Source organism: Fluviicola sp. (assembly GCF_039596355.1).
Classification (GTDB): Bacteria; Bacteroidota; Bacteroidia; order Flavobacteriales_D; family Crocinitomicaceae; genus Fluviicola.
The window spans coordinates 34,188-61,187 of the sequence record NZ_JBCNJW010000005.1; the positions used below are offsets into that span (position 1 = coordinate 34,188).

The window sequence follows — 27,000 nt, forward strand, 5'->3', positions numbered from 1 at the left end:
TTCCAATTCAAATATTTTGAAAAAAGGGAACCGGATTGGTTCCCTTTTTTATTTCTGTATTCCAAAAAACACAAAGCCTGTTAACGAATAAAAACATATATAAATTCCCCATTTAAGCAAGGTCTGTTTATTTAAATGCCAATATTATTGAGCTAAAGTTTTTTATTTGTTAATTTTTCCTTAATTTGTGGCATCTTTAATTTACTTATGTTATGAAAAAACTATTACTTTCCCTTGGATTGGTAATGGTTGGTTCAACGGCGATGTCACAAGTGGTATTCTCCGTTGAAGAACCTGCTTCTATTCAAGGATTCTATGATTTTACCAGTAATGGCGACGGTACAAACTGGGGTTTAGCAACCCTCGTCGGATTCTCTCCGATCTTAGACACCGTTGTCATTCCCAATGATGGTACTTTAGGTGTGAATGCGCAGGGAAACCCTGCATCTGCAACTGGTTGTAATGCCCTAGCTGCCGGAAGTTTAGCCGGAAAAGTAGCGATGATCTATCGCGGTGACGGAGGAAACCCGGGAATCGGGGCCTGTGGTTTTGGTGTAAAAGCTAAAATGTGCCAGGACGCCGGAGCCGTAGCCGTGATCATCGTGAACCGCGAGGAACAGCTTCTGAACATGAACGGAGGAACTACTGCGTCTGAAGGGCCGTCTGTAACGATTCCGGTTGTATTCGTGAAACTTTCTACAGGAACGCTGATCAAACAGCGTATTGATGCTATGGAAACCGTAACGGTGCTGATCGGTGACAAAACCGGGTATTACAATGACGACATCACGACGTTGGCGACCAGTTCCGTGAGAGCACAATTCGGTTCCAAACCGGTTGCTTTGACACAAAGCGCGTCTGAGTTTTCTTTTAGTCCGGGTACATGGGTGTACAATTTCGGACAAAACAACCAAAACACAGTGACTTTGAATACGGTTATCACCAGATCAGGTACGGAAGTATATAACCAAACATCTTCTTCCGTTATCATTCCTTCAGGTGATTCCGTGTTTATGACCACACCGACGTATTCTTCATCTTCCTACACGGTGGGGCTGTATGAAGTAAGCTACAATGTGAGCACCGGAGGAACAGATCAGTTTCCGGGCGATAACATCAGCACAAACAACTTCAGCATCAGCGATTCACTTTGGTCGCTTGCAGGTTTGGATCCGACTGGGGATGTTCTTGTAAAAGATGGTTTCTACCGTCCGAACACTTTGCCGAACAACCAGTTTGAAACATGTATCGCATTCAAAGATGCGAATGCACACCGCGTTGCAGTAGACGGAATTTACTACGGAGGATTCACAATCGGGAATGACGACACTGCAACAACGACTTTGGACGGTGTTGAATTTACGTGGTCATTGTACTCCTGGAGCGATCAGGATCAAACCACTGCATCAGGTACTTTTGCTCAAATCAGTGAGGTAGCGGCGGGTTCTTACATTTACCCGGATCCTGCGGACAACATGCTGGAAAAAACGGTTTTCATGCCGATTACCAGTTCTCCGTACTACCGATTGACAAACAATCAGTCTTACCTGTTGTGTATTACCAGCTACATTCCGAAAGCGTTTATGGCTTACAGTACGTCGGATCATTACGATTACGCGATGAACCAGGATGACCTGATTCGTTTCCCGATCCGTAACGATGGTACAACGTGGGTAAATGCAGGTTTCGTAGGTTTACCGGTTCCTTCCATTGCTGTAAGAACCGGCGCAACTTTGAACGTGGCAGAAAACACCCTTGAGGCTGCTGCTTTCCCGATCCCGGCTAAAGAAGTCATTACAGTGAAAGTGAAAGCTGCAGGCGATGCAACTTTGAACATCATTGATATGGCAGGACGCCAGGTTTCTACTCAAAACGTGAAAATCGAAAACGGACAATTCCAAACGTCTGTTGAAGGTTTGAACTCCGGAACATACATCTTCACATTGGATTATTCCAACGGAACTACAAGTCGTTTTAACGTGGTAGTATCAAAATAATTCGTTTTTTTAATATGTTACGAAGAAGACCAAGGGGTAATTCCCTTGGTTTTTTTGTTTTAAAATGTTTCGTAATCTTTTGAAGAATTCAAACCGGTTTTCAATTTCCGTTCAAGGAAAATCCCCGGCTTCAACGGTCTGTACGGAAAGCTTATTTCTCCAGCAAAGGCAGGGAGAAAAGAACGGTGGTTCCCGAAGCACTTGTTTTTTCAATTTCAATCGACCCGCCGTGGTTCTCCACAATTTGCTTCACCATGGCCAGACCCAATCCGGTTCCGGTAGATTTGGTCGTAAAATACGGCTCAAAAATGGTTTGAATCTGTGATTCCGGAATTCCCGACCCGTTATCGGAAACCCGCACAAAGGCATCCTTCCCGTCGCAATTGATCGAAATAAGAATTTGTGGTTTGGTATTCAAACTCACCGCCTGAACTCCGTTTGAAACGAGGTTGTTCAAAACTCGGAGAATCATTTCCCGGTCAGCATTCACATAAACGGCTTCTGAGGCATTCAATTCGAGTCCGACACTCACATGGTCGTCGTTATCAAATAAAGCCGCTACAGCCTTGATCAGCTCAATCAAATTGATTTCTGCCATGACCGGCTGGGGCAGTTTGGCAAAATTCGAGAACTCATTCGCAATGTGAGTCAGTGCATCAATCTGCTCGATCAGGGAATTGGTCACGCGTTCGATTCGCTCTTTTGCTTTCGGATCATTCGGGTCAAAAACACGCTGCAAGTGCTGAATGCTGAGTTTCATCGGCGTAAGCGGATTTTTAATCTCATGTGCTACCTGCTTGGCCATTTCCCTCCACGCGCTTTCACGCTCCGACTGCGCCAGCTTCGCCGCGGCCTCTGCAAGTTCGCTCAGCTTGAGGTTGTACTCCGCCACCAGGGAGCCGATTTCATCCCGTGATTTGTAATTGATCTGGGAGCTGTTATTCCCCAATTCAAACTGAGAAAAGCTTTTCCGGAGCATCAGGAGCGGACCTGTGAGCCAGGAAGAAACCAAAAGTGCCACCAAAATCGATAGTACGAGCAGCAGCATGAAGACATTCAGAACGCCAACAAAGAATTGCCGGAGCTGGTCTTCAAACACATTCCGCTGGTCAAAATGCAGAATATTCAGGTAACCGAGTTGTTCGTTTTCGTGGTTATACACCGGAACGTAACCCGAGAGGTAAACCAACGAACCGATGTTTTCTTCGTGAATAAATTCGGATCGTTTGTTGAACATCAGCTCGTAAAGTGCTTTCGGGTTCATCTCCTCACTCAACAATCCCATGTTGTAGATTTTCGTCCGCGAGGTTCCCGCCAGGATTCCGTCTGATTGATACAAATTGATATCCGCTAAAAACACCTTTGACCACCTGCGGAGCTGGTAATCCAGTTCGTCCTGGTTTTTATCACTAAATTTTTCTGAGATAAACCGCTGTCTCGAACTGATTTCATTGATCACCGACTTCACTTTTTCGCGAATCTGGTCTTTCGAATAGGAACGATACTGTCCGCTCAGCATGCTTGTACTGGCAATACTGAAACCCGCCAGCGAAACCACAATTAAGCTGATTAACACCAGCTGGATTTTGGTAATCATCGAAATGCCATTCGAAACCCGCACCTGATCGATTTGCCTGAGCAATAAGGCCAAAACGAGTATTGCCCCGAAACAGACCAGGAGCATCGCCGTGGTCGTGAGGTAGGAAAGCCAGGAAGGAACTGCCTTACTCAAAATGATGGCATCCGTTTTTGACTTCTTGAAAATCAGGTGTTCGATTCCATTTCGCTGGAGCCACTCGACCCCGCCTTCGCTTTCGAAACCGAACATTTTCAGACTGGTCGGATAGCTGTATGTTCCATAATTCAACACCAGCTGATTGTCGTAATACTTCGCAATCGAATAGCGCTCCAATGATTCGAATACTGCTGTCTGTTTCGAAATCAAGAGTCGTGGGAAACCGATTTTTTCAGGAATCCGTTTTGATTTCATGGTTCCGTAAAATTCCACTTTTACGCCGTTTCGTTCCAGCGGCAGGTGGAATACGTAGTTGAACTGGCTGGTGTAATCTTTGACATAGTACAGGTTGCTGTCTATCTCCGAGCGCACTCCGTGCCGTTCGATCAACTCATCGAGCTGGCGTTTGTACATTCCGTTCAGACGGACATTCAAACTGTCTTCCAGGTAATAGTAGCAATCCACATCGTAGCGTTCCCAATATCCTTTGAAAACCTGGTACTCCATGGCTTCTTTCAACTCCGAAAAACTCGGTTTGGTATCGTGGCGGAACAAACGCCGGATAAACGGAACCGAAACCAGCTTTTCTTCTGCCTTTGAAAAATCCACTTCTGCGTTGATATCGCGGTCGTCTGCCAATTGGTTGGCAAAAAGCAAACGCTCTTCCCGTTCTTTTTTCTTGGCTTCCATTTCCAGCGTCATCGTGATCCCGAAGGAAACCATGAACGTGGTCAGTAAATAAAGCATAAAACTCCAGCTCCGGTGAAAACGGAATACCACAAAAACAGCGATGAGCAGCAAAGAAAACATCCAGATGATCCAGAATCCATGGAGTCTGAAAACCCACTCATTGGTGATGATCACAGAAGCAGCAATTCCCCCAATAATGAGAATCACCGTCAGGAGAGACGGATTCGTTTCTTTCCATTTGCCGATTACAGCCTGGTAAAACTGCAATAAAAACAGTGCTCCCAACCCAATAAACAAAATCAACAGTACGGAAAACACATTCAGTTTCAGCAGGTCACTCAGGTGAATCGGGATGGTTGAATTGACGATGATCAGTTTGATCAACTGCGGAAAAACCATGATCAGCACCGGAATGAGGCAGAGCAGGAAGTAAACGGGCCCTTTCCTTTGAATCCCGGACAGCAGGCTAAGAATCGACGGAAAAATCATTCCGAGCACAACGACCCAGATTAAAAATTCCCCGAAATTGGGAATCCAGTTATTCAGTGCCATCAATCCCGGATCAAAGAGCTCCGTTGTTCCCATCCAGGAAAACCAGTCGAAGTACAAAGCAAGGAAGCGGAAAATCAATACGCCGAAAATGAACAGGATGTGTGCCGGGGCCGTATGAACCAATCGTTTGTGAAGCCGGAATCCGATCAGGAAGAAAATCAACAGGACATCTGCGAATATGACTGTCAGCAAGGCATCGTCATACGAACTGCTTTCCATATCCGAAATACTGAAAACCGGTTGCCCGGAAGCATCCACAATGGTCGAATTCGGATCTGCAACCAACGAAACAGCTCCCTGAACCTTTGGAAAAGGAGAAAAGAAATAATCCCGCAGCTGTTCATTATTGATCGGAAAAACGCGTTTAATCCCGAAGGTAACCGCATAGGTCATTTTTCCTTCCTTTCGGAATTGGGTATAATACCAGCCATTTTGCAGCTGAACGATTCCATTAACGGGGAAATGCAGGTCGGTAAAACGGTTGACGGGACATTTATTCGTATTCCAGAAAATCATGGAATCCCCTTCGTAAACATGTACGAACAGAGTATTCTCCAAGTTGTTGTATTTTTTGGAAAATGTCTTTTCAGAAAGTTTGCTCCAATCATCCGGGAGTTGGTTCAACTGCTTGCCCGCAATAGAAACCTGGGAAAGAAAAACTTCCTGGAAATGCTCCAGTTCATCCCGGTTTGATTGGTTGAACTTGAACAATAAAACAATTAACAGTATGAAGGATGCACTCAGAACCAGTGCGTATCCCCTTTTTGCCATTAACTGAATTATTCTTTTAAGCATAATAATTTTGGAGTCAATACCTGGATCAATCGTTCAAATTCCAAATCCGAATTCTGATCATTTTTAAATACAAAATCGGACAAATGCATATATGGTGCCAGGTATTGCTCATAACACGGAGCCACATGGTTATTCCATTGATACAAAATGGCTTCTCTCGAATATCCCCTTGTTTCCTGATCCCGGTACAATCTTCGGTCCAATTGTACCATCGGATCAACATCCATAAAAATAGAAAAATCAAGCAAATTATTTACTTCCTGGTATTGAAACAGGAACAACCCTTCCACAATAATGATCGGAGACGGGTCGAGCGTAATTAACACGTTTTTATTCGGGGGAGCATTGAAGTGGTACTCTTTCACCTCAATGGATTTTCCATCTTTCAGGTCTTTCAAATCGTTGATCAAACGCTCTTTATCCAAAGCCGTCGGCAGGTCGAAATTCACTTCACCGTTTTCATCTACCAACTGCTGGTCTATTGGAAGATAGTAGTTATCCATTGAAAAAATAGTCGGTTGCAGCTCTCCGTAAAATGCTGCCAAACGCTTTAGGAGGGTCGTTTTTCCCGATCCACTACCACCACAAATCCCAATAATCATTTTTGCCTGTATTCGAAGGTTATATTTCCTTTAGCCGGTAGTTGTTTTGTATCAAAAATCAACCACTTGGTATCCAATTCGGCGACAAATTTACTTGGAAATTCCGCAGTAAGCAAACGACTTGGGTTGGAAGTTGCCTGATTAATTGTTCCGGACACAATTCCGGTGCCCGAAGTGAAGCTGTGAAAATGCCCTTCAGACTTGGCAGAATTGACATACCAGCCGATTCCTTCGTTCATTGCGAAGCACCCTACTTCCAACTCTTTTTTTGCATTATAGACCGTACAAACCGATTCACAGGCTTTTACCCACTTCTTTTCCTCCAGGCGGTAGCTTACCAGGTTTGCTGTGGTTCCGTTTACTTCAATTCCGCCCACATAGTAAGCTCCTTTGGTAAAAATTAAAGTCCCTTTTTCGTCCGGTTCGCTTCTTTTCAGCAAGGCGCTTCCCCTTCTCCCGAACCCAACGCGTGCATGAGCTACAAAATTGGTTCCGTTCTGGTTCAAAACCTGCTCTGAAACCATGACTCCTCTCGGGCTGAATTCCTTTACCCTCCATCCTGCTTCCTTACCGGCGTGCATTCTGGCAGCAAACACAATGTTCTCCCCGTTTTCACCGGCGATGTACCAGGAAATCTGATCCTCCACTTTCGCAGAACTGGAGACGTTTTCTGAAACAACAAATGCATACATGTTGAAATTGTGGTGCGTCATGGAAACGGCAATAGTGGTCAGTTTATCCTTTTCCTTGTGACGGAACATCCAGATCAATGCGCGTTCGGTGGTGATAATATCTGTGAGGTACAAATCCGAAGGACTGAAGCTTCCCAGGCGTTTGAGCGGTGTGAGGAAACTCAGGTTCATCACCTTGATATTCCCTGCAGCGCTTAGCTGATGGAGAAAAACCTTTCCATCGTTCAATTCTAGGTTTTCAAGAAAGTATGCATACTTTCCGCCGTCTTCCGAAATAAAATAGGTTTCCTTGGCCATCGGGTTGTAAACCTGCTGCCAGGCACTCTTCGAATCCCCTGAAACCATTGTCAGGTCTACCTGTCTCTGCGTTAAGGTCAAATCACGGCTCAAAACAATACTCCCGATCCCTTTCCATTCGATGATATCGTAAAATGGTTGTTTCAGAGCCGGAATTTCAAAGGTTTGTGCTGAAATAGCAATGCTAAAAAGCAGGAAAAGAATGCTTAAAGATTTTTTCATATTGGGAATAAAGCGTAAATTGGCAGATAAATGTAAACTATATTCTCCAAAATGATGTCATTCACCAGTACAATTAAAAACGCATTCGCGGGATTATCCATTTTCATTTCTACTTTTTCATTTTCCCAGGATCCGGAGGTAAAAACACTTCCGATGGGTGAACGGGTTCCCATGATTCAGCACCAGATGGAGAACATTGACGGGAAACTCTTCAACCTGGAAGCACTTTCCGGGAAAAATGGTTTATTGATCGTTTTCTCTTGTAATACCTGCCCTTTCGTAGTTGGAAGCGAGTCTTTCGAAGGTTGGGAAAAACAATACAACGAACTGAACAAATTTGCCGAAGCAAACGGGTTCAAAATGGTATTGATCAATTCCAATGAAGCGAAACGGAAAGACGACGATTCGCCGGAAGCAATGAAAAAAAGAGCACTGGACAAAGCATACACAATGCCCTACCTGATGGACAAAAATTCGGAAGTGGCTGATGCATTCGGAGCGAGAACAACCCCACATGTATTCCTTGTAAATGAAAACATGGAGTTGATCTACACCGGAGCAATCGACAATAAAGTAGACGGAAAACGCACTTCAGATGATAACTACCTGAAAAACGCGATCGAAGCCCAGGTAAAAGGCCAGGAGATTAAAACCAATTCCACACCACCAAGAGGTTGTAGTATTAAACGAGTAAAAAAGTAAACTCTCCCATACAAAATAAAGCGCAAAATGAAAAAAAAACTACTTGCATGTGCTTTACTAACGCTCTCCTTTTCGTTAGTTGCACAACAGGGTGACGGAGGTCTTCCAAAAAGCACCAAAGCGTCTTATTCCCTGAAACAAATTGACAAACATGCTTTCTCAGAGCCAGATATCGCGGCACTGAGAGCCGAAGACGAAGTAACGGATAAAACAGGAAATGCTCCGTGGCGCTTCGGATTCAACCATCATACTTCACTCGACATGACCAACTCCGGAACCTGGAATACCCTTCCGAACGGAGACCGCATCTGGCAATTGGTCATTACCTGTCAGAATGCACTAACCGTAAACCTGACGCTGGACAACGTAGTCCTTCCGGAAGGAAACGAACTGTACGTATACAACCCGGAAAAATCATTCATTCTTGGAAAGTTTACTGCATACCACTTGTATGAAGGGCAGCTTGGAACGGAATTGATCCCGGGAAATACGGCAATCGTTGAATATTACGTTCCGGCAAAAAACATGGGCCAGCTTGCTTCCCTGAACGTGAATACCGTAACACACGGTTACCGCACGGCAGGAGAATTCGCGGCAAAAGCATTCAACAGTTCCGGGTCTTGTAACATGAACGTAAACTGTACGGACGGTTCTCCATGGGTAAACCAGCGAAACGGAGCCGTGATGCTTGTTTCAGGAAGTAACGGATTTTGTTCCGGATCTCTGATCAACAACACGCAAAACGACGGAAAACCATACGTCCTGACGGCAAACCATTGCTACAGCAACCCGGCAAGCTGGATTTTCCGCTTCAACTGGCAGGCAGCAGGATGTACTACTCCATCCAGTTCTCCTACGTTCTCCTCTCTTTCAGGAGCTGTTTTGCGTGCCCGCAGAACTCCTTCCGATTTCTGTTTGGTAGAAATTACCGGGGGATTGGTAAACAATACCGTTCCGGCAAGCTATAACCCATATTTCTCCGGATGGGACAATACCGGAGCAATCCCAAGTTCTGCAGTTTGTATCCACCACCCGGCAGGAGATATCAAGAAAATCTCTTTCGATGACAATGCATTGGTGATTTCACAGGGAATGGGTTCCACTGAAGCAAACTCTACCTGGACACTGCACTGGGATCGCAATACGACAACAGAAGGAGGTTCATCCGGTTCGCCGTTGTTTGATCAGAATCACCGCATTATCGGTCAGCTTTGGGGAGGTGGAGCTTCTTGTTCCAGCCTGAATTCTGCTGACTACTACGGTCGTTTGGCAAATTCATGGAATCCAACCGGAAGTGATAACACGAACCAATTAAAAGCATGGTTGGATCCGAACAATACCGGAGCAACGATTGTTGACGGATACGATCCGGCAGGACCTGCAGTTGCATTAGATGCTGCAATGTCTAACCCGCAAGGGGTTTCAGGAACCATTTGTGCAGGATCAGTTTCACCGACTGTAACAATTGTAAATTCCGGAACTTCTACACTGACTTCTGCAACCATCAACTACGGATTTGACGGAACAACCGGTTTGGTTTACAACTGGACAGGTTCATTGACACAATACGCTTCCAGCGTGGTTACTTTGCCGACAGCAACATTGAGCGGCGGAAGCCACACGTTCAAAGCAATTGTTTCCAGTCCGAACGCTTCAGCGGATCAAAATCAGCAGAATGATACCGTTACATCTAACTTCACCGTAGTTGTAAACGGAAGCACAATCACCCTGAACCTGACACTGGATTGTTCAGGAGATGAAATTTCATGGGTACTTCAGGACAATACAGGAACAACAACCTTGTTCAGCGGAGGTCCGTATACTCAAACTTCTACAACAACCACTGTGAACGTTCCATTCTGTGTGAACGACGCTTGCTACAAATTCACCATCAACGACTCTTACGGAGACGGATTGCAGGGATGGAGCTGTTCCAACGGATCATACACCATCACCGCTCAGAACGGAACGGTATTGGCTCAGGTGACTTCAAGCAATGCAAACTTCGGATATACGCACAGTGATTCATTCTGTGTTTCAACAGCAGGATTGAAAGAATACACAGCTTCCTGGAAACTGTATCCAAACCCGGCAAGTGATTACCTGACGATTGAAACGCCTGTTTCAGGAACAAAAACAATCATCATCACGAATGCAACCGGACAAGCAGTACAAACGCTTCAATCAGATGAGACTACCATTACACTTCCGGCATCAAACCTGGCAAAAGGAATGTATTTCATCCAGATGACAAGCAGCGAAGGAACTTCTCAAAAGAATTTCATCGTGAAGTAAAATTCATTCAACGAATAGCGAAACCCTGACTATAACGTCGGGGTTTTTTGTTTTCCTCCCCTCAATTTGTTGGGACAAGCTCTCCAGCAGGGGAAGCTGGAATCTCCCGCTCATGCTGCCTCCGAAGTATCATTTTTTCTTGTTAAATTCGAATCTAAATTTCATTCATGGCAAAGGTTAAAACAGCATTTTTCTGTCAAAATTGTGGTTACGAAACGCCAAAATGGCTGGGGAAATGCCCGTCTTGCGGTGAATGGAACACCTTTGTCGAAGAATTAGTTGAAAAACAACTTCCGCAGGTGATTGCCTTCTCTACCTCATCGGGAAGGACGGCAAAGGCACAGGTATTGCAGGAAATCGTTTCCAACGGACAGCGCAGAATCGTATTACCCGACAGCGAGATCAACCGCGTTTTGGGAGACGGTTTAGTTCCCGGATCACTGATTCTTTTTGGTGGAGAACCCGGGATCGGGAAATCAACGCTTTTGCTGCAACTCGCCGTTCAAACGTCCCTGCGTGTGCTCTATGTTTCAGGCGAAGAAAGCGAACAACAGATCAAAATGCGGGCAGAGCGGATCGGGCAGAAAAACGAATCTTGTTTTATCCTGACCGAAACCAATATCCAGAATATTTTCAAACAGGCTGAAGAAACCAGCCCGCAATTGCTGATCGTCGACTCGATTCAAACACTTTTCAGCTCACAGATTGAAAGTGCCCCGGGAAGCATTTCCCAAATCCGGGAATGCACGGCTCAATTGCTCCGCTATGCAAAAATGACGGAAGTTCCGGTATTCTTGATCGGGCACATTACCAAAGAAGGTTCGCTCGCCGGCCCGAAAGTGCTTGAACACATGGTGGATGCCGTGTTGCAATTCGAAGGGGATCAGCACCACGTTTACCGTTTACTCCGCGGGATCAAAAACCGTTTCGGAAGCACCAATGAACTTGGAATCTACGAAATGAACGGCTCCGGGCTGAGAACGGTCGAAAACCCTTCCGAAATCCTGATTTCTTCCGGAGATACCGGATTGAGCGGAGTAGCGATCGCTGCTACATTGGAAGGATTGCGGCCTTTGCTGATCGAAGTACAGGCATTGGTAAGCACAGCTGCTTACGGAACACCTCAGCGTTCTTCAACCGGTTTCGACCTGAGAAGATTGAATATGCTCCTGGCAGTAATGGAAAAACGCTGCGGATTCAAACTGGGAGCGAAAGACGTGTTTTTGAATATCGCGGGTGGAATCCGTGTGGATGATCCGGCAATCGACCTGGCTGTGGTGGCAGCGGTACTTTCAAGCAATGCAGACATCGCCATTGATCGTTCTATTTGCTGCTCGGCAGAAGTCGGCTTATCGGGAGAAATTCGCCCGGTAAACCGCATGGAACAACGCATCCGGGAGGCGGAAAAATTGGGTTTTGAGAAAATTATCATCTCCAAATACAACAAGGGAATCGATCAGGCAAACTTCAAAATCGAGCTGGTTCCATGTGCCCGGATCGATGAAGTACTCAAGGCGCTGTTCGCATAAGATAACCTCTAGTTTGTCAGCCACACACTCTAACTTGGAATTTACTTATTCTAATACATTCAATTACAAACGTTTCCTTAATTTTGGCTCTCTGAATTAAAACGCTACGAATGAAAATAGTTGCTGTTGCAAGTATGATATTGCTGTGTTTCAAATCCTTAGCAATAAACACGCCTCCTGCCCTGAATGTTTCTCAAACAATTGCGAATCCGAATCTTTGTTCCAATTATACTGCCCAGGTTGACTTGTTCATGCCTTTCGAGCTCATCGATGTGGACGGTGATGTGATCACCATTTTGAGTATGTCCTCTTCCAACCAGGCTGTTATCCCCGATAACTCCCTGACGGCAGGATCAACTACCGGAACCGGAACACTCAACACACACCTCTATTCCCAGAACGGGACGACGATTTCCGGAACCTGTGTGATTACGCTCCAGGTCACCGACGGAACTGACAATGCCATCATCACACTTCCGGCAATTACTGTTCACGAAACACCGGATATTTCCATTGTGAATAACCCGCAAATTTGTACCAGTGAAGGAACCGTTGATCTGAACCAGTTTGTGAGTCCGGCGGGAGGAACCTTTGACAATGACGGAATTCTTTATCCGAACAGTCAGTTCAACGCGATTGAACAGGGTTACACGTCTGACGGGACGGTTTATATGAATTACTCTTATTCCTCAGATGGCATTTGCTACGCATACGATTACCTTTCGATCAATATTTTTGTTTCTCCGACGATCAACATTACAACAACACCGACAACCTGTGGAGCGGCAACCGGAACGGCAACAGCAACGGTAAGTGGCGGAGCGCCGGTTTCTCTTCAAAGCTGGTCAAACGGAATCATTGGACAGAGTACTGCAACCGGTCTGGCATCGGGGCAGTATGTTTATTCTATCACTGATACGAACCATTGTTCAACCACTGCCTTCTTTTCCATTGATCCGGTAGGGGTTTCCATTACAAGCAATGTCACCGATGTGCTTTGCAACGGCCAATCGAACGGAGCAGTTACCATTTCCCAAAACGGGTTATCAAGTCCGGTAAGCTATATCTGGAGCTCCGGTCACACGGGAACAGCTGTTTCAGGCTTAGCGGCAGGAACCTACACGGTTTACGCCACAGATGCCAACAATTGTGCAATTTCAAAGGCAATCACCATTTCACAACCTGCAAAACTGACGTTTTCGGCAGGAGTGAATGTGAGTCCTGCCTGCGGTGCTTCTGACGGAGAAGTGGAAGTTTGGGGAATCAACGGGGGAATTGCTCCATACACGACTACCTGGTCGAACGGCGCAAGCGGAATGATCGTTTCGAGCCTTCCGTTCGGAATTTACTCCGCAACCGTAAAAGATGCCAATAACTGCATGGCTGTAAAACCGGTATACCTGAGTGAGAACAACTCAGCTGACATCAGTGGTTCGGTAATTCCCACAAGCTGTGGCGGAAGTGACGGAAAAATCTACGTGGATATCTGGTCGTGGTCGGGAGATCCGGTTCAATCCGTTACCTGGTCGAATGGCGCAATGACAGAAGACTTATTGAATGTTCCGGCAGCAAACTATGTGTGTACGGTTTTGATTGCAAATACGAACTGTAAAGCATTGAAAGGATGGAATATTCCCGTTGTGAAACCACTCAGACAAGATATTTGCGTGATAACCGTAGACGATTCTACCACCACCAACCTGGTCGTTTGGGAAAAAGTTCAACCTGTGGGGATCGATTACTACAACATTTACCGCGAAACTTCCACGCAGGGAGAATACGTGTTGATCGATACGGTCAGAGCAGACAATATTTCGATTTTCAACGACGTGATCGCATCACCGATGGAACGTTCCTGGAGCTACAAAATCGGCGCGGTGAATAGCTGTGGTGTCGAAAGTCCGCTGAGCAACCCACACCGCACCATCCACCTGGATTTGCTGGATTTGGGCAATAACTCGGTTCAGGTAAACTGGACTGCCTACCTGGGAACAACTTTCACGGAATACATTGTGTGGAGATATACCACTGCAAACGGCTGGGAACAGGCGGGAACGGTTCCGAATAACATTCTGACTTTTACGGATGCGGTAGATTACGCCACTCCGGGATTGGATTACATGGTGGAATTTGCACTCTCAACACCTTGCTCTGCCGAAAAAGCACAGGATTTCAATACCGTACGGTCTAACCGTGAGAGAGGGCAGTTTGCCGCAGGAGAAGGAACCGGAAATTCCTCCAACAGCGTTGCGGAAAATTACCTGAACAGCATTCAGTTCTTCCCGAACCCAACGTCTGACAAACTGGTGTTTATCCAGGACGGAAACGAACGCATCAGCTACAGCATTTTGTCGCTGTCGGGCCAGGTGATGCAGACTGCTGAAAGCAATCAAAACAACACAACGCTGGATTTGGGCAATCTGACTTCAGGTGTCTACCTCCTTGAGTTGAGAATGAATGATACTAAAATGATCAAACGGGTAGTGAAGCTGTAACAAAGTTGCCCGCAGAAAATACTTCGAAAATCAGTGTTCCGAGTGTGCAGAACACTGATTTTTTCAATCACTATTTAATTCGATGCTTATGAAAAAGCTCATTTTTACCCTTGTACTTTTGGTCGTCACATTCGGCTCAAAAGCACAAACATACGACTGGTCGTCCAACATGCCGGCAGATCCCTATATCTCTTACGGAACTGAGATCAAATCCGTATTGTATGGCGGTAAACTCTATCATTTCACGGATTCCAACAACTATTACCTCCGGGTGACCGTATACAATCCTCAAACCGAGACCTGGAAACGGGTAGCAACCAATACCACATTGGTAGGAAGCATCGACAAAATCCAGGCAGAAATTGTGAACAACAAAGCGTATATCGCCACAGGTGGAACCAGCGGTTTGTATATGCACCAGCTTGATTTTACAACAAATCAGCTCACTGTCTACAGTCCGCTGATCGCAACCGGCGGTTTGGCCCAGAACTGGGAATTCAAGTCAAACGGTACGTCGAATACATTGCTCGTGATGTATTCGGAAAACAGTTCCCTGCAGATATGTACGTTCAATACCACAACCTCCAACTGGGATATTCCCTCATTCATCGGTACACAGCTGGATCCTTCGTTCACCGCATACTCCGCGAAACTCATTCTTTCGTTTTCATCGGGGACAATCTATTACGGGGTTTCAGGAACATCGAATAACCGCATTGCTGTTGCCCCGATCAATACCCCTTACTCTTTGTCCTATTACAATAGTTCAGGAGCCAACGACGGACGTCTGAAAACCAGCTCCGGAACCAATTTTACCAGCGGAAATTTCTTCCTGGTCGGGAACGGTCAAAACGAACCAACACTCTATCTGCGCAATTATGCGAACCAGGTTACGTACGAAAAATCGTTTTCCGGGAACAATGATGTTTCCTTGAGTACTACAACCGATCCTTCGCTCGTATTCAACATCGACACGACGAATTTCGATGTGACCCAAAATGCAGCGTATTCCTTCCTGCTTTCCAATTATGCTGCGGCAGGAAGCGGAACTTTCGGAAACTTGTTTGTTTTCCGCAAAGATTGGTCTACCGGAGATTGGGACACCCTGGGAATACAAGTACCGCCAACCGCAGGAGTCAACAACCAATTGATGCTGGCCCTGGATGCTTCGGGAGAACACCTCGCCATTGATTATCAAAACGACGGATATTACTATTCCAATGTATTCAATACGAAGCCGGAACTCGACCCGGCATCTGTTCTCGTCAATACAGGAACGTGTAAAAACAGCAGCAACCAGTTGTTTCATGCATTGGTGTTTTACGATGACAATCGCGACGGGCCTTTGAGAATTTACAGCATGACGGATGCCAACGGAGTCGTGAGCAATTTAACTGCCCAGATCATCCATTTCGATAACAGTTCCTCACCGGCCATTACAAAATATGCCATTTACGGAGATATTGGGACTACCGGAGGAAACGCGGATATTTCGATTGTCCTTTCCGATGGTTACAGCACAAACAGCATCACGCTTCCAAGCGTTTCGGTGGGGAATATCTCCGCACCGATTGTGAACTTCAGCAGCAACCCGTTGAATCTGTGTTCCAATGACAATCTCATTAATCTGAGCAACTACGTAAACTATTACGATCATGGTGTTTTCACCATAAACGGAAACACGATTAACGGAACAACCATCGACGGAACGGTCATTTCCCAGGGCTTTACCGGCGGAACGATTACGGTGCAGGATGAAATCGACGGATGTGTTGTCAACGCTTCTGCTACCTTGCTCTTTCCTGCACTCGGTTCTGCAGCAGTTGTTTCAACTCCAAGCGCCTGCGGAAGCACCAGCGGTACGGCTACCGTAACCTTCACTCCGGGAGCTTCGGCGACATACAACCTCGAATGGTCAACAGGCGAAAACACCACCACGATTTCCAACCTGGCTCCGGGGCCATACTATTACAACGTAACAGACGAATACAACTGTCACATTACGGGAACCACTTCCGTTGATGCAACAGGCGTTACACTTACCCCAACCATTGCAAACGTTTCATGCCACGGATTAAACAACGGATCCATCAGCATCAATATCGTCAACCCGAACAACTACCACTTCCTCTGGTCGAACGGCTACGGAACACCGACTATTTCGAACCTCGCTCCGGGAAGTTATTCCATCAGTGTTTGGGATGACAACGGTTGTCAGGCTTCCGGATCTTACCTCATTACCCAACCGGCGGCAATTACAGCAAGCTTAACGGGAATCGAGCCGGATTGCGGTGGTACGAACGGAAGTGTTACTGCAACAGTCAATGCCGTTGGAACACCTTCCCTGGATTGGGTCGGGATGGGACAAACGGGTGCTACGTTGAGCGGTGTCGGGCATGGTTTCTACACGCTCAAAGTAACAGATGCAAACAGTTGTGTGAAGGAATTCACCTACCAGCTGGATGATCATTTTGCGGTGGATATCGCAGGAACCGTTATCAACACGGCTTGTAACCAAAACAACGGGGTGATTGCGGTTGATTTTGTGCAGGATCCGAATGGCGGAACACTTGCAAGTTCCTGGTCCTGGTCGAACGGTGCAAGTACTCAAAGCAATTTCAACCTGGATGCCGGCTCTTACACGATCACGGCTATCAGCGGGCCGGTTAACAACCAACCCTGCTACTCACAAAAGACTTTTGTTGTGGGAACAACTGCTCCGCTCGTACAACCAATCTGTTTGGTTACGGTGGACACATTAACGACAACGAACCTCGTGGTGTGGGAACGTACGGAAACGTCCGGAATCAATCACTACAACATCTACCGGGAATCTGATCTGGCAGGAAATTATCAATTGATCGATACCGTGATGGCAACCAATCTTTCTGCATTCAATGACGTGGTTGCTTCCCCGATGAACCGTTCCTGGCGCTATAAAATTTCGGCAGTGAATGAGTGCGGCACAGAAGGCCCGATTTCTTCTGAACACAAAACGCTGCACCTGAATACGATTACGGTTACATCCAATGGTTCGATCGATGTACTTTGGGACGATTACGAAGGTTCCGGGAACGTAAACAGTTACGTAGTATGGAGGAAAACAGATCAAATCGACTGGATTCCGGTGAGTCCTTCCATTGCTTTGGGAACTTCTTTTTACAACGATGTACCTCCGACGGGGTCAACAGGAATCGATTATTATGTTGAAATGCTCTTGAACAGTCCCTGTACGGCAGAAAAAGCACAGGATTTCAATACCACGCGATCCAACCGGGAGCGCGGACAGTTTTCTGCAGGTGAAGGCGTTGGTGGAACTTCTTCGAACGGAATTTCCGAAAATTACCTCAACGAAATTAGTATGTACCCGAACCCAACACAAGGAATTGTGATCTTTGAGCAAAGCGGTCATGAAGCCATTACATATCGCATCACGTCGCTTTCCGGGCAGTTTGTGCGCGAATTCAAAAGCAGTGAATCCAAAACAACGATCCAATTGAACGATCTTCAATCGGGCGTCTACCTGGTGGAAATCCGTTCGGGAGATTCCTGGGTCGTAAAACGCATTAGTAAATATTGATTTCCGGTTTTTTGAAATTCCATTCAGGAGGGGCAAAGCGCCCCTCTTTTTTAATTTAAGGGGGTAACCCGTCACTTTGAAACCACTGGAAGCCAACCAACTAAAACGATTTAACATCGCATAAAAATCAATTGTAATCATAAAAAACATTAAATAAAGAGCCGTTAGCATCTCTCTATCTTTGGTTTTCAGCAAGGGTATTTTATTCCGTACAAAAAAACAAAATCAATTCGCTGTCAATTACTTACCCTGGAAAATATCTGCCAAAAGGGCGCTAAAAACACTCCTAAAAGCCTCATTTACATTTTAAATCCCGCTTTGGGAATCCTTCACCGACTATATTATTCGTTAGCAGCTATTTGATATTTCAATACCTTTGCCGCCTCTTTATGAGGCTACAACAAAATATCTAAAAAATCATGAAAAAGCTCCTGCTCCAGTGTGTTGCTTTCCTTCCTCTTTTTTCCTTTTCCCAGGATTGGAATTTTATCGGAAACTCCGCCGGTATTGCCAATGCCACAGAAGTGGATATCCAGGTTACTCCGAACGGAAAGCTATACGCAGCTTACATCGATGCAGATAACTCCAAAAAGGTTTCCGTTGTTCAATGGAATGCTTCAAACAATACGTGGCAATTGATCGGAAATGCCGGGATCGGTGACGCGAACGTCTTCGACCTTCAATTGGTGGTACTGGATGAAACTCATCCTGCTTTTGCCGCTAAAACATTCTACCAGGGAACGACTCAGGCGCTGGAGATTTATCAATTCGACGGTACGGGATGGACGAGCCAGACAAGTGGTTTTGGCGCATACAACCAGATCGACCACAGCACGGATTATTCTTTGCGCGGAACCTCACAAGCGAACTGGTTTTTGACCTTCAAAAATCCATACAGCTCTTCCTCTACTTACAACCGTGTGATTACGGTGAACTTAGCCAATCAGAGTCTTTACGGAACCGGAAGTTCATACGCACTGCTTTCTTCGGCTTCCGGCAGATTGAATGCGTACGCTGACGGAACAAACTCAGCGGTAGTACACGGACAAACCGGTGTTACAAGCACCATTCACCTGGATGTTTCGAATACTTCCGGAGTATACGCTCAGAATTACACCTTCGAAACCGGTTTGTTGTCCGATAATATCACCAAGCTGCAAATTGAGCGCAACAACGCTTCATCGGCTTACAGTTTTATGTGGGCTTCGGGGGCATCCGGCTATCCGCTGAAATTCAACACATACAGTAACTCGGCAATGAACACGGAAACGGTTCTGAGTACCGGAAGCAGTGTGGGTGAGTTTGATTTCGACACATACAACAACGATGCATACGTCTTCTACAAAACGGCGGCATCTTGTTTCTTCAAGAAAATCAGCAATGTTACCGCACCAACTGTTTCTACCATTTCATCCGGAACAGCTTTCGCGCCGGCAACGGCGGCTTCTCTGGAAACAAGAGTATATAACGGAATTTACGTGATTGGGTATGTTGATGGCGGAAAATGCTACGTCAAAGAATACAACCAACTGGCAAGTATCGGAAACTACGACCTTTTCACAATGTGTGAAATGGCAGCATTCAACAATACTTCCGGCAATTCCATCTACACGACTGATCCGAATTTCAGCCACCAGGGACTGACCATGACGTGTACTTCCAGCAATACGGCGGTGATTCCGAATTCCCAGATCAGTATCGGTGGAGCCGGAACACAAACGTTCTCTCTGAATATCAGCAATACGAACGATGTGAGTGCACCGACAATCGTTGACCTGCAATTCGAATTGTTTGACAACGGGGTTTCCTGCGGAACAGCACTGATTCCAATCACGGTGAACCCCAAACCGGACATTGCTTTCACCAATACGGTGAATGCCGTCTGTAAAAATGCGGATGAGATCAACCTGAGCTCATGGGCTACACCTGCAGGTGGAAGCTGGACCGGAACAGGAATTCAGAATAACATCTTCTACCCTTCTTATCCTTCCACATCAGCAGTTTCAATGACGTATTCGAAAACAAATCAATACGGATGTAGCAGTTCGGCGGTGTTGCCATTTACGGTAAATGCCCTTCCGGTAGTGAATGTTACCACGACCTCTTCCGATTGTAATCAGAGCAATGGTTCTGCAGCAGCGATCGTTACAAGTGCACAGGCTCCGTATTCCATTTACTGGAGTTCCGGTTCCACACAAACGATCATCAATGATTTGGCTCCCGGGCAATACGTTGTTTCCGTAACAGACGCAAACGGCTGTCTTTCAACTGCCAATTCCATGGTCGGATCAAACGGACTGTCTCAATCAGGCGCAGCTATTGCCGTAAACTGTTCCGGCGCAGCTAACGGGTCCATCGACGTAACAACTAACGGTGGTGTTGCACCGGTAGTTTATTCCTGGTCAAACGGTGCAACGACGGAAGACCTTTCCGGATTGAGTGCCGGATCATACGATTTAACCATTAGAGATGGTCAGGGTTGTGTTTCCGCAGCAACGTATGTTGTTTCAGAACCGCAGCAAATTATGCTGAACCAGATGACCATTACACGTCCTTCCTGTTCAACGGCAGACGGTCAGGTAACGGCATCTTTCAACGGCGGAACAATTCCTTTCAGCTATTCCTGGGCAAATGCACAAGGAACAAACCTGAATGTCAGCAATGCAACGCTTTCCGATATTACAGCTGGAGCTTACTCCTGTACGGTTACCGATGCAAATAACTGTACCTTTACAGCAACAGCTTTGGTTTCGAATACTTCCGGACCTAATGTGGCTATCGACACGATTATTGCTTCTTCGTGCTCCAATGACGGGGAGATCCAATTGAACGCCATTTCCGGAAACCCGCAGAGTTACCAGTGGAGCAACGGTGAAACCACACCAAACGTTTCGAACCTGGCTCCCGGAAATTATTCCGTTTCCATCACCGGAGCTTCCGGATGTATCACAGTGCTTGGAGGAACGGTTGAAGCAGCACTTCCGGATGCAGTAAGCATTTGTTTGGTAACGGTCGACGAAGTAACCAACAAAAACCTGGTGGTGTGGGAAAAACCATTCACAACAGGAATCGATCATTTCAACATTTACCGTGAAACGTCACAGGCAGGTGTATATCAGCTGGTGGGATCTGTTAACTACACCGACGAATCGGTTTTCAGTGATCCGGTTGCTTCTCCGAACGTACGTTCCTGGAGATACAAAATCTCCTCCGTTAATTCCTGCGGTGTTGAATCTGCTTTGAGCGCGAATCACAAAACCATTCACCTGGTGGTTACGCAGGGACTCGGAAACGACAAAAACCTGTTCTGGGACAATTACGAAGGATTTACATACCAGAACTTCGTGCTGAAAAGATACACGTTTGCGAACGGATGGGAAGAAATTGCAACCATGCCGAGCAACTTGTACACCTTTACCGATCAGCCGGCTTCCACTATCGGGTTGTTCTATGTGGTAACGGTTGATGCACCGAACACGTGTTCAAGCACCAAAATGGCGCAGGATTTCAACACAACGCGTTCAAACAGAGATAACCGCTTTTCAACCAATGATGAATCAACAGCTGCTGTTGCAGAGTTAATTGATCAGGCGGTCAATATCTACCCGAATCCGGCAAACAGCTACCTGTACGCAGACAATACTTCCGGTGAAACGATCGAAGCACGCGTGCTGGATCAGACAGGAAGAGTGGTTACCGTTTTAACCCTGGTTCCGGGACAAACTAAAATCGACTGTGGAAAACTGTCGGGCGGAATGTATCAGCTTGAGCTGAGATCACAAGGAGCTAAAACGTTGAAAAAGTTTGTGATAGAAAAATAAAGAAACGGTTAAAAGGGAGTTAAAAGCTCCCTTTTTTGTCACATTTCGTTGTCAATAAGTTTGAACCGGAAGTCGTGTAACGGAGCACTTAAAAAAGTACTTTAATACAAATACTTCAGCATGGCTAAAAAGAACAAACTATTTGTATTAGACACTTCGGTTCTGCTACATGACCACGATGCGATTATGAACTTCGAAGTTCACGATGTAGCAATCCCGATTACTGTATTGGAAGAGCTGGACAAATTCAAGATCGGGAACGATACCAAGAATTTTTCAGCACGTGAGGTGATTCGCTTCATTGACAAAATTTCCGCTACCGGAAATCTGCAGCAATGGATTTCTTTAGGGCCAAACATGGGGAAATTCCGGGTACTTTTGGACACACATCCGAAAGGGGAAGATGCGGAAGATGTCTATGGTTCGGGAAAAAACGACCACAAGATCATTAACGCGACTCTGGCGGTGAAGGAACAAGACCCGAAAAAAGAGGTCATCCTGGTTACCAAAGACATCAACCTGCGCATCAAAGCAAAGGCGCTCGGAATCCTGGCAGAAGACTACGAAACAGGAAAGGTTCATTCCAATACGCTGGAGCAGACCTCCAGTTCAACCATCGAAGGAATCGAATCCGAAACGATCAAGCAGCTCTTTTTGAAAGGAACGATTGAAGAAGCCGGCATCCTGGGGAACCAGAAGGTGGCAAACGGATATTACATCCTGAAAAACGGGAAAAGCTCCGGACTGGCGTATTTTGATCCGTTGACCGATACCTTACAGCGCGTCGAAAAAGAATATACTTCCGGAATCAAGCCGAAGAATGCGGAACAGGCCTTTGCCATCAATGCCCTGATGAATAACAACATCAAGTTGGTTGCGTTGCAGGGAGTTGCCGGAACGGGAAAAACCCTCCTTGCTTTGGCGGCAGCCCTGGAACAGCACAAACTTTTCCAGCAAATCATTCTTGCACGTCCGCTGGTACCGCTTTCAAACAAAGAAATCGGGTTCCTTCCGGGTGATGCCAACGATAAAATCGGGCCGTACATGGAGCCGCTTTGGGACAACCTGAAGTTTATCAAATCGCAGTTCGGTGAAAACGAGAAACGCCACAAACACATTGTTGAAATGCAGGAAAGCGGCCGGATTCTCATCACACCACTGGCATTTATCCGTGGTAGAAGTTTATCCAACATCCTGTTCATTGTCGACGAAGCACAAAACCTCACTCCGCATGAAGTGAAAACAATCATCACACGTGCAGGCGAAGGAACCAAAATCGTATTCACGGGAGACGTTCACCAGATCGATACGCCATACCTGGATGAAAACAGTAATGGGCTGGCTTACCTCATCGACCGACTGAAGGGACAAAACCTGTTTGCGCACGTGCGCCTGGAAAAAGGAGAACGCTCCGAACTGGCAAACCTGGCAAACGAATTATTGTAGGTCAATTTCACGGATTTTGTTGCGGGCAGTTATGGTAAAGAAGCAACACCGAAACAATACAGCAGCTGACACTATGACAAACAAAGAACAGATTGAAATTCCTTTAAGCAAAACCAAAATGCTATTGAGACTACTTGGTGCAATTATGTTTGTTGGACTTGGACTTTGGTTTTTAATAAATCCACCAAAAATTGGCAATCCAATAGTTGGTAACCCGACAGCCATTTTTATAGTTGGACTTGTTTCAATAATATTCTTTGGATTTGTTGCCGTAACAATTCTCCGTAAATTTTCAGATAAGACAGCAGGGTTGATAATAAACAGAGAAGGCATCACAGACAATTCAAGTGGTGTTTCAGCAGGATTTATTCCCTGGACAGATATCGACGAAATTAAAGTTTCACAAGTTATGAACCAAAAATTTCTAATGCTTATCGTAAGAAATCCGCAAGATTATTTAGATAAAGTCACCAATGCTATGAAGAGAAATGCAATGAAAATGAATAATAAAACCTATGGTTCACCCATAAGTATTTCTTCTAATGCATTACGGACAAACTTTGACGACTTACATAAATTGTTAGTTGAAAAATTGAATGAATATAAGAAGTGAAAAAACAACACCGGTTTGGTAAAATCAGGTCTGACAGTTTTCAAATGTCCCGACTTCGCGAAGCCGTGAACCGGTTTCATACGACAAATGACGCATTTTTTGTAAAATGCTGTCTTGAAATATTTTAGCTTTTAAATTTTTACAAAAAAAATGGTAGTTTTAGTCATCTAATAACTGAACGTATGAAAAAATTAATCTGTCTGATTGGATTGGTTTTTGGCTTTTCGGCCGTGTCCAATGCCCAAAAAATTATGCTGCTTGAAGGAGACCTCGGCTTCCTGAAGAATGTAACGGAATTAAACGTCGTTTACGATTTTTCTGCACTGGAAGTAGGCGACTATCCTTCTGAAAAATCCTACAAGGACAAACGGATTAAGGAACTGAACGACAAAGAAGCCGGACGAGGCGACAAATGGTCAGAGTCCTGGGAGCGCGATAAAGAAGTGCGTTTCCCTGAAAAGTTTGAAGAATTGCTGGAGAAAGGGCTTTCAGGAAATAAAGTGAAAGCAAGCAGAGGCAACGAAAACGCAGAATACACGCTGATCGTTAAAACCAAATTCATTGAGCCTGGCTTTAACGTAGGGGTCATGAGCAAAGCTGCAGCGGTTTCCTTCGAATACATCTTCGTGGATAAAAACGACGAAACCAAAGTATTGGCAAGATTGTCTCAAAAAATGGTGCCTGGAGCACAAGCCATGGGAATGGATTTCGACACCGGTACACGCATCGCGGAATCGTATGCAAAAGGCGGAAAAATGCTTGCGGCATTCATCATCAAAAGCTTGAAATAAACGCGTTAATAAATGTTGAAATGCCCCGGTTTTCGGGGCATTTTTCGTTGAATTACATTCTTTCTGCGTACATTCACCCGATACTAATTCATTTCGTATATGAATACTTTTCTCAGTGATCTATCCAAGAAGCAGTTCCCGCTGGCAGAGCGCATTTCGGCCAGAACCATCCGCGGAAGCATTTTAACACTGATTCAGAAAGATTATCCGGAATTTTCGGACAACCATTTCCTGGCAATTGACGAACTCAATGAGTACCGTCAAAAGTACCTGTCCAACATGATGGAAGAACAGCTCGGCGAACTTTCTTCTCTCGACAAGACCGTCCTGGATTCACTGAACGACAAAAAGCTTCTTTCCGACCAATTGGAAGAATCGATGGGCAAAGACACACTTGGTCAGCGCGTTGCTGATAAAGTAGCGACCTTCGGCGGAAGCTGGACTTTCATCATTTCCTTTGTGATTTTCCTGCTGCTTTGGATCGCATTGAATGCATTTATTCTACTGAACAAAGGTTTCGACCCTTATCCTTTCATTTTGCTGAACCTCATTTTGTCCTGTCTGGCGGCACTCCAGGCTCCCGTGATTATGATGAGCCAGAACCGGCAGGAAGAAAAAGACCGGGAACGCTCCAAAAAAGACTACATGATCAACCTGAAATCGGAAGTTGAAATCCGTCTGCTTCATGAAAAAATAGACCATCTCATCATTCACCAACAACAGGAATTACTGGAGATGCAGAAAATCCAGATGGATACCATGAAAGATTTGCTGCTGGAACATAAAGGCCGCAAAGCATGATTCCCTCCCGGTTCTATTATCCTTCCCCGGGATTTTCCGTTTACTGGAAATCCGGAAACGGGAAAGAACTTTCCAAACGTCTCCGGGGAACTTTCCCTGAAAAAGCGGAGATCGAACTCCTGATTCCCCGGTTGTTTGAGATTGATTCTCAGGCAGATCAGGTCATCCGGGAAGTATACCAGGCACATGGTTTCAGACAAGCAGATGCCTGGATTGAAGCTTTGCTTCGTGGTGATACCAGGGTAGAATGCCCTGACTGCCTGAAAGAACTTGTCAGCGAAATAACGCATACTCCGTCGTGGTTAAACCCCGAATTGCTGGAAGCAGGTGCATCTCTGTGCCGCAGATCCGGCTCATTGGGACTCATGGTACTTCGCAACTACTGTTTGATGGGTGGTTACGAATCTTCTGCGATCAATAAACCGCTGGTGTTTACAGGAGCCTTGAAAAAGGGTGCAGCCAAGCGCTTAACGGAAACAACTGAGTTCTGGGTAAGGATTATCGGGGAAAATGCGCTCAGAAAGCCCGAAAACGGCCTGAAAGAATGTTTGAAAGTCCGTTTGATGCATGCTTATGCACGCGTGAGCATCCTCGACGAAGGAAAGTGGCAGGAAGCCGACTGGGGTGCTCCTTTGAATCAGTGGGACATGATCGCAACCAACCTGGGTTTCTCAATTATCTTCCTGGACGGAATCCGGAAACTCGGAATGCGCATTACGGAAAAGGAAATTGAAGGGTTGTTTCATTTCTGGAAATATGTTGGTTACCTGCTCGGAATTCCTGAAGCATACCTTCCGGAAAACGAATCGGATGCCATTCGCGCCATTTATTCCTGGACCATTACACAACCTCCGGCCGACGAAGATACACTGGCACTGGCAAAAGCATTGGTTATCGAACCCATCGAAGGGCCTTTTCCGGCAAAAAACTGGCAGAAGAAGCTGGTTTACAACACTCACCTGAGCTACAGCCGCTTTTTCCTCGGAAAAACATCGTGTGATACCATGCTCCTTCCCGATACCAACTGGCGGTTTTTTCCTCCAACACAAGCATTTCTCATTCGTTTGAGCCAGTCTTTTGTGCACCGTTCAGAAAAAAGTTACCTGCGATCCGTTGCACGCAACCGCAAACGGCAGACGAAAGTGGTGAATGCTTACCTGGTCAGTCATGAAAAAAAACCTGTAGAAGATTAATGCGTTTTATGATTCATCTGTATTCGGATTAAATAAAGCATATGTAACCTGTTTCAGAAAAATTTTATCGTCAAAGACCCTTCCAAAAGTCAAGTCTCATTTCCACGATCCCCTGCGGAAAAAAGGGTACTCCCAAACAAAAACCCTGACCG

General features: G+C 45.7%; 15 protein-coding genes. 12 read left to right on the forward strand and 3 right to left on the reverse strand.

The window, feature by feature from the left end; translation table 11 throughout:
- Positions 1–212: 212 nt before the first annotated feature.
- A complete protein-coding gene (locus tag ABDV94_RS11440; protein WP_343747316.1) occupies positions 213–1,997 on the forward strand; it encodes a PA domain-containing protein in 1,785 nt (594 codons plus the stop codon).
- 151 nt (positions 1,998–2,148) lie between these two features.
- On the opposite strand, the gene ABDV94_RS11445 is transcribed toward ABDV94_RS11440, so the two are convergent.
- Genes ABDV94_RS11445 through ABDV94_RS11455 form a run of 3 tightly spaced genes read right to left on the reverse strand, consistent with a single transcriptional unit; the run spans position 2,149 to position 7,582 of the window.
- On the reverse strand, positions 2,149–5,745 hold the full coding sequence (locus tag ABDV94_RS11445) for an ATP-binding protein (protein ID WP_343747317.1): 3,597 nt from the start codon (positions 5,743–5,745) through the stop codon (positions 2,149–2,151).
- Between the two features lie 8 nt (positions 5,746–5,753).
- Positions 5,754–6,371, reverse strand: a complete 618-nt coding sequence (locus tag ABDV94_RS11450) for a hypothetical protein (protein ID WP_343747318.1) — start codon at positions 6,369–6,371, stop codon at positions 5,754–5,756.
- Complete coding sequence (locus tag ABDV94_RS11455; protein ID WP_343747319.1) at positions 6,368–7,582, reverse strand: hypothetical protein; 1,215 nt, start codon at positions 7,580–7,582, stop codon at positions 6,368–6,370. Before ABDV94_RS11455 ends, ABDV94_RS11450 begins: the two co-directional genes overlap by 4 nt.
- A gap of 51 nt (positions 7,583–7,633) precedes the next feature.
- Here ABDV94_RS11455 and ABDV94_RS11460 point away from each other — a divergent pair, with 51 nt between their 5' ends.
- From ABDV94_RS11460 to ABDV94_RS11510, 11 genes are all read left to right on the forward strand, one after another.
- The gene (locus tag ABDV94_RS11460; protein ID WP_343747320.1) at positions 7,634–8,284 is read left to right on the forward strand and encodes a thioredoxin family protein; all 651 of its coding nucleotides are present in this window, start codon (positions 7,634–7,636) and stop codon (positions 8,282–8,284) included.
- 27 nt (positions 8,285–8,311) lie between these two features.
- The gene (locus ABDV94_RS11465; protein ID WP_343747321.1) at positions 8,312–10,579 is read left to right on the forward strand and encodes a T9SS type A sorting domain-containing protein; all 2,268 of its coding nucleotides are present in this window, start codon (positions 8,312–8,314) and stop codon (positions 10,577–10,579) included.
- A 167-nt stretch (positions 10,580–10,746) separates the two neighbouring features.
- Positions 10,747–12,108, forward strand: coding sequence for a DNA repair protein RadA (gene radA, locus ABDV94_RS11470; RefSeq protein WP_343747322.1), 1,362 nt, complete (start codon positions 10,747–10,749; stop codon positions 12,106–12,108).
- A 110-nt stretch (positions 12,109–12,218) separates the two neighbouring features.
- The gene (locus ABDV94_RS11475) at positions 12,219–14,603 is read left to right on the forward strand and encodes a T9SS type A sorting domain-containing protein (protein ID WP_343747323.1); all 2,385 of its coding nucleotides are present in this window, start codon (positions 12,219–12,221) and stop codon (positions 14,601–14,603) included.
- A gap of 88 nt (positions 14,604–14,691) precedes the next feature.
- The gene (locus ABDV94_RS11480) at positions 14,692–18,183 is read left to right on the forward strand and encodes a T9SS type A sorting domain-containing protein (protein WP_343747324.1); all 3,492 of its coding nucleotides are present in this window, start codon (positions 14,692–14,694) and stop codon (positions 18,181–18,183) included.
- Between the two features lie 419 nt (positions 18,184–18,602).
- Positions 18,603–22,004, forward strand: coding sequence for a T9SS type A sorting domain-containing protein (locus ABDV94_RS11485; protein ID WP_343747325.1), 3,402 nt, complete (start codon positions 18,603–18,605; stop codon positions 22,002–22,004).
- Between the two features lie 120 nt (positions 22,005–22,124).
- Positions 22,125–23,450, forward strand: coding sequence for a PhoH family protein (locus tag ABDV94_RS11490; RefSeq protein ID WP_343747326.1), 1,326 nt, complete (start codon positions 22,125–22,127; stop codon positions 23,448–23,450).
- 73 nt (positions 23,451–23,523) lie between these two features.
- Complete coding sequence (locus ABDV94_RS11495; protein ID WP_343747327.1) at positions 23,524–24,063, forward strand: STM3941 family protein; 540 nt, start codon at positions 23,524–23,526, stop codon at positions 24,061–24,063.
- A 182-nt stretch (positions 24,064–24,245) separates the two neighbouring features.
- Complete coding sequence (locus ABDV94_RS11500) at positions 24,246–24,854, forward strand: hypothetical protein (RefSeq protein ID WP_343747328.1); 609 nt, start codon at positions 24,246–24,248, stop codon at positions 24,852–24,854.
- A 99-nt stretch (positions 24,855–24,953) separates the two neighbouring features.
- The gene (locus tag ABDV94_RS11505) at positions 24,954–25,655 is read left to right on the forward strand and encodes a DUF1003 domain-containing protein (protein WP_343747329.1); all 702 of its coding nucleotides are present in this window, start codon (positions 24,954–24,956) and stop codon (positions 25,653–25,655) included.
- Positions 25,652–26,848 carry an oxygenase MpaB family protein gene (locus ABDV94_RS11510; protein ID WP_343747330.1) on the forward strand — a complete coding sequence of 399 codons (1,197 nt, stop codon included), beginning with the start codon at positions 25,652–25,654 and terminating at the stop codon, positions 26,846–26,848. Before ABDV94_RS11505 ends, ABDV94_RS11510 begins: the two co-directional genes overlap by 4 nt.
- Positions 26,849–27,000 lie beyond the last annotated feature (152 nt).

Coding starts and splice junctions, on each gene's coding strand:
- ABDV94_RS11510 (WP_343747330.1), top strand. CDS start 25,652: ATGATTCCCTCCCGGTTCTATTATCCTTCCCCGGGATTTTCCGTTTAC.
- ABDV94_RS11450 (WP_343747318.1), bottom strand. CDS start 6,371: ATGATTATTGGGATTTGTGGTGGTAGTGGATCGGGAAAAACGACCCTC.
- ABDV94_RS11440 (WP_343747316.1), top strand. CDS start 213: ATGAAAAAACTATTACTTTCCCTTGGATTGGTAATGGTTGGTTCAACG.
- radA (WP_343747322.1), top strand. CDS start 10,747: ATGGCAAAGGTTAAAACAGCATTTTTCTGTCAAAATTGTGGTTACGAA.
- ABDV94_RS11485 (WP_343747325.1), top strand. CDS start 18,603: ATGAAAAAGCTCCTGCTCCAGTGTGTTGCTTTCCTTCCTCTTTTTTCC.
- ABDV94_RS11465 (WP_343747321.1), top strand. CDS start 8,312: ATGAAAAAAAAACTACTTGCATGTGCTTTACTAACGCTCTCCTTTTCG.
- ABDV94_RS11495 (WP_343747327.1), top strand. CDS start 23,524: ATGACAAACAAAGAACAGATTGAAATTCCTTTAAGCAAAACCAAAATG.
- ABDV94_RS11505 (WP_343747329.1), top strand. CDS start 24,954: ATGAATACTTTTCTCAGTGATCTATCCAAGAAGCAGTTCCCGCTGGCA.
- ABDV94_RS11480 (WP_343747324.1), top strand. CDS start 14,692: ATGAAAAAGCTCATTTTTACCCTTGTACTTTTGGTCGTCACATTCGGC.
- ABDV94_RS11490 (WP_343747326.1), top strand. CDS start 22,125: ATGGCTAAAAAGAACAAACTATTTGTATTAGACACTTCGGTTCTGCTA.
- ABDV94_RS11475 (WP_343747323.1), top strand. CDS start 12,219: ATGAAAATAGTTGCTGTTGCAAGTATGATATTGCTGTGTTTCAAATCC.
- ABDV94_RS11500 (WP_343747328.1), top strand. CDS start 24,246: ATGAAAAAATTAATCTGTCTGATTGGATTGGTTTTTGGCTTTTCGGCC.
- ABDV94_RS11460 (WP_343747320.1), top strand. CDS start 7,634: ATGATGTCATTCACCAGTACAATTAAAAACGCATTCGCGGGATTATCC.
- ABDV94_RS11445 (WP_343747317.1), bottom strand. CDS start 5,745: ATGGCAAAAAGGGGATACGCACTGGTTCTGAGTGCATCCTTCATACTG.
- ABDV94_RS11455 (WP_343747319.1), bottom strand. CDS start 7,582: ATGAAAAAATCTTTAAGCATTCTTTTCCTGCTTTTTAGCATTGCTATT.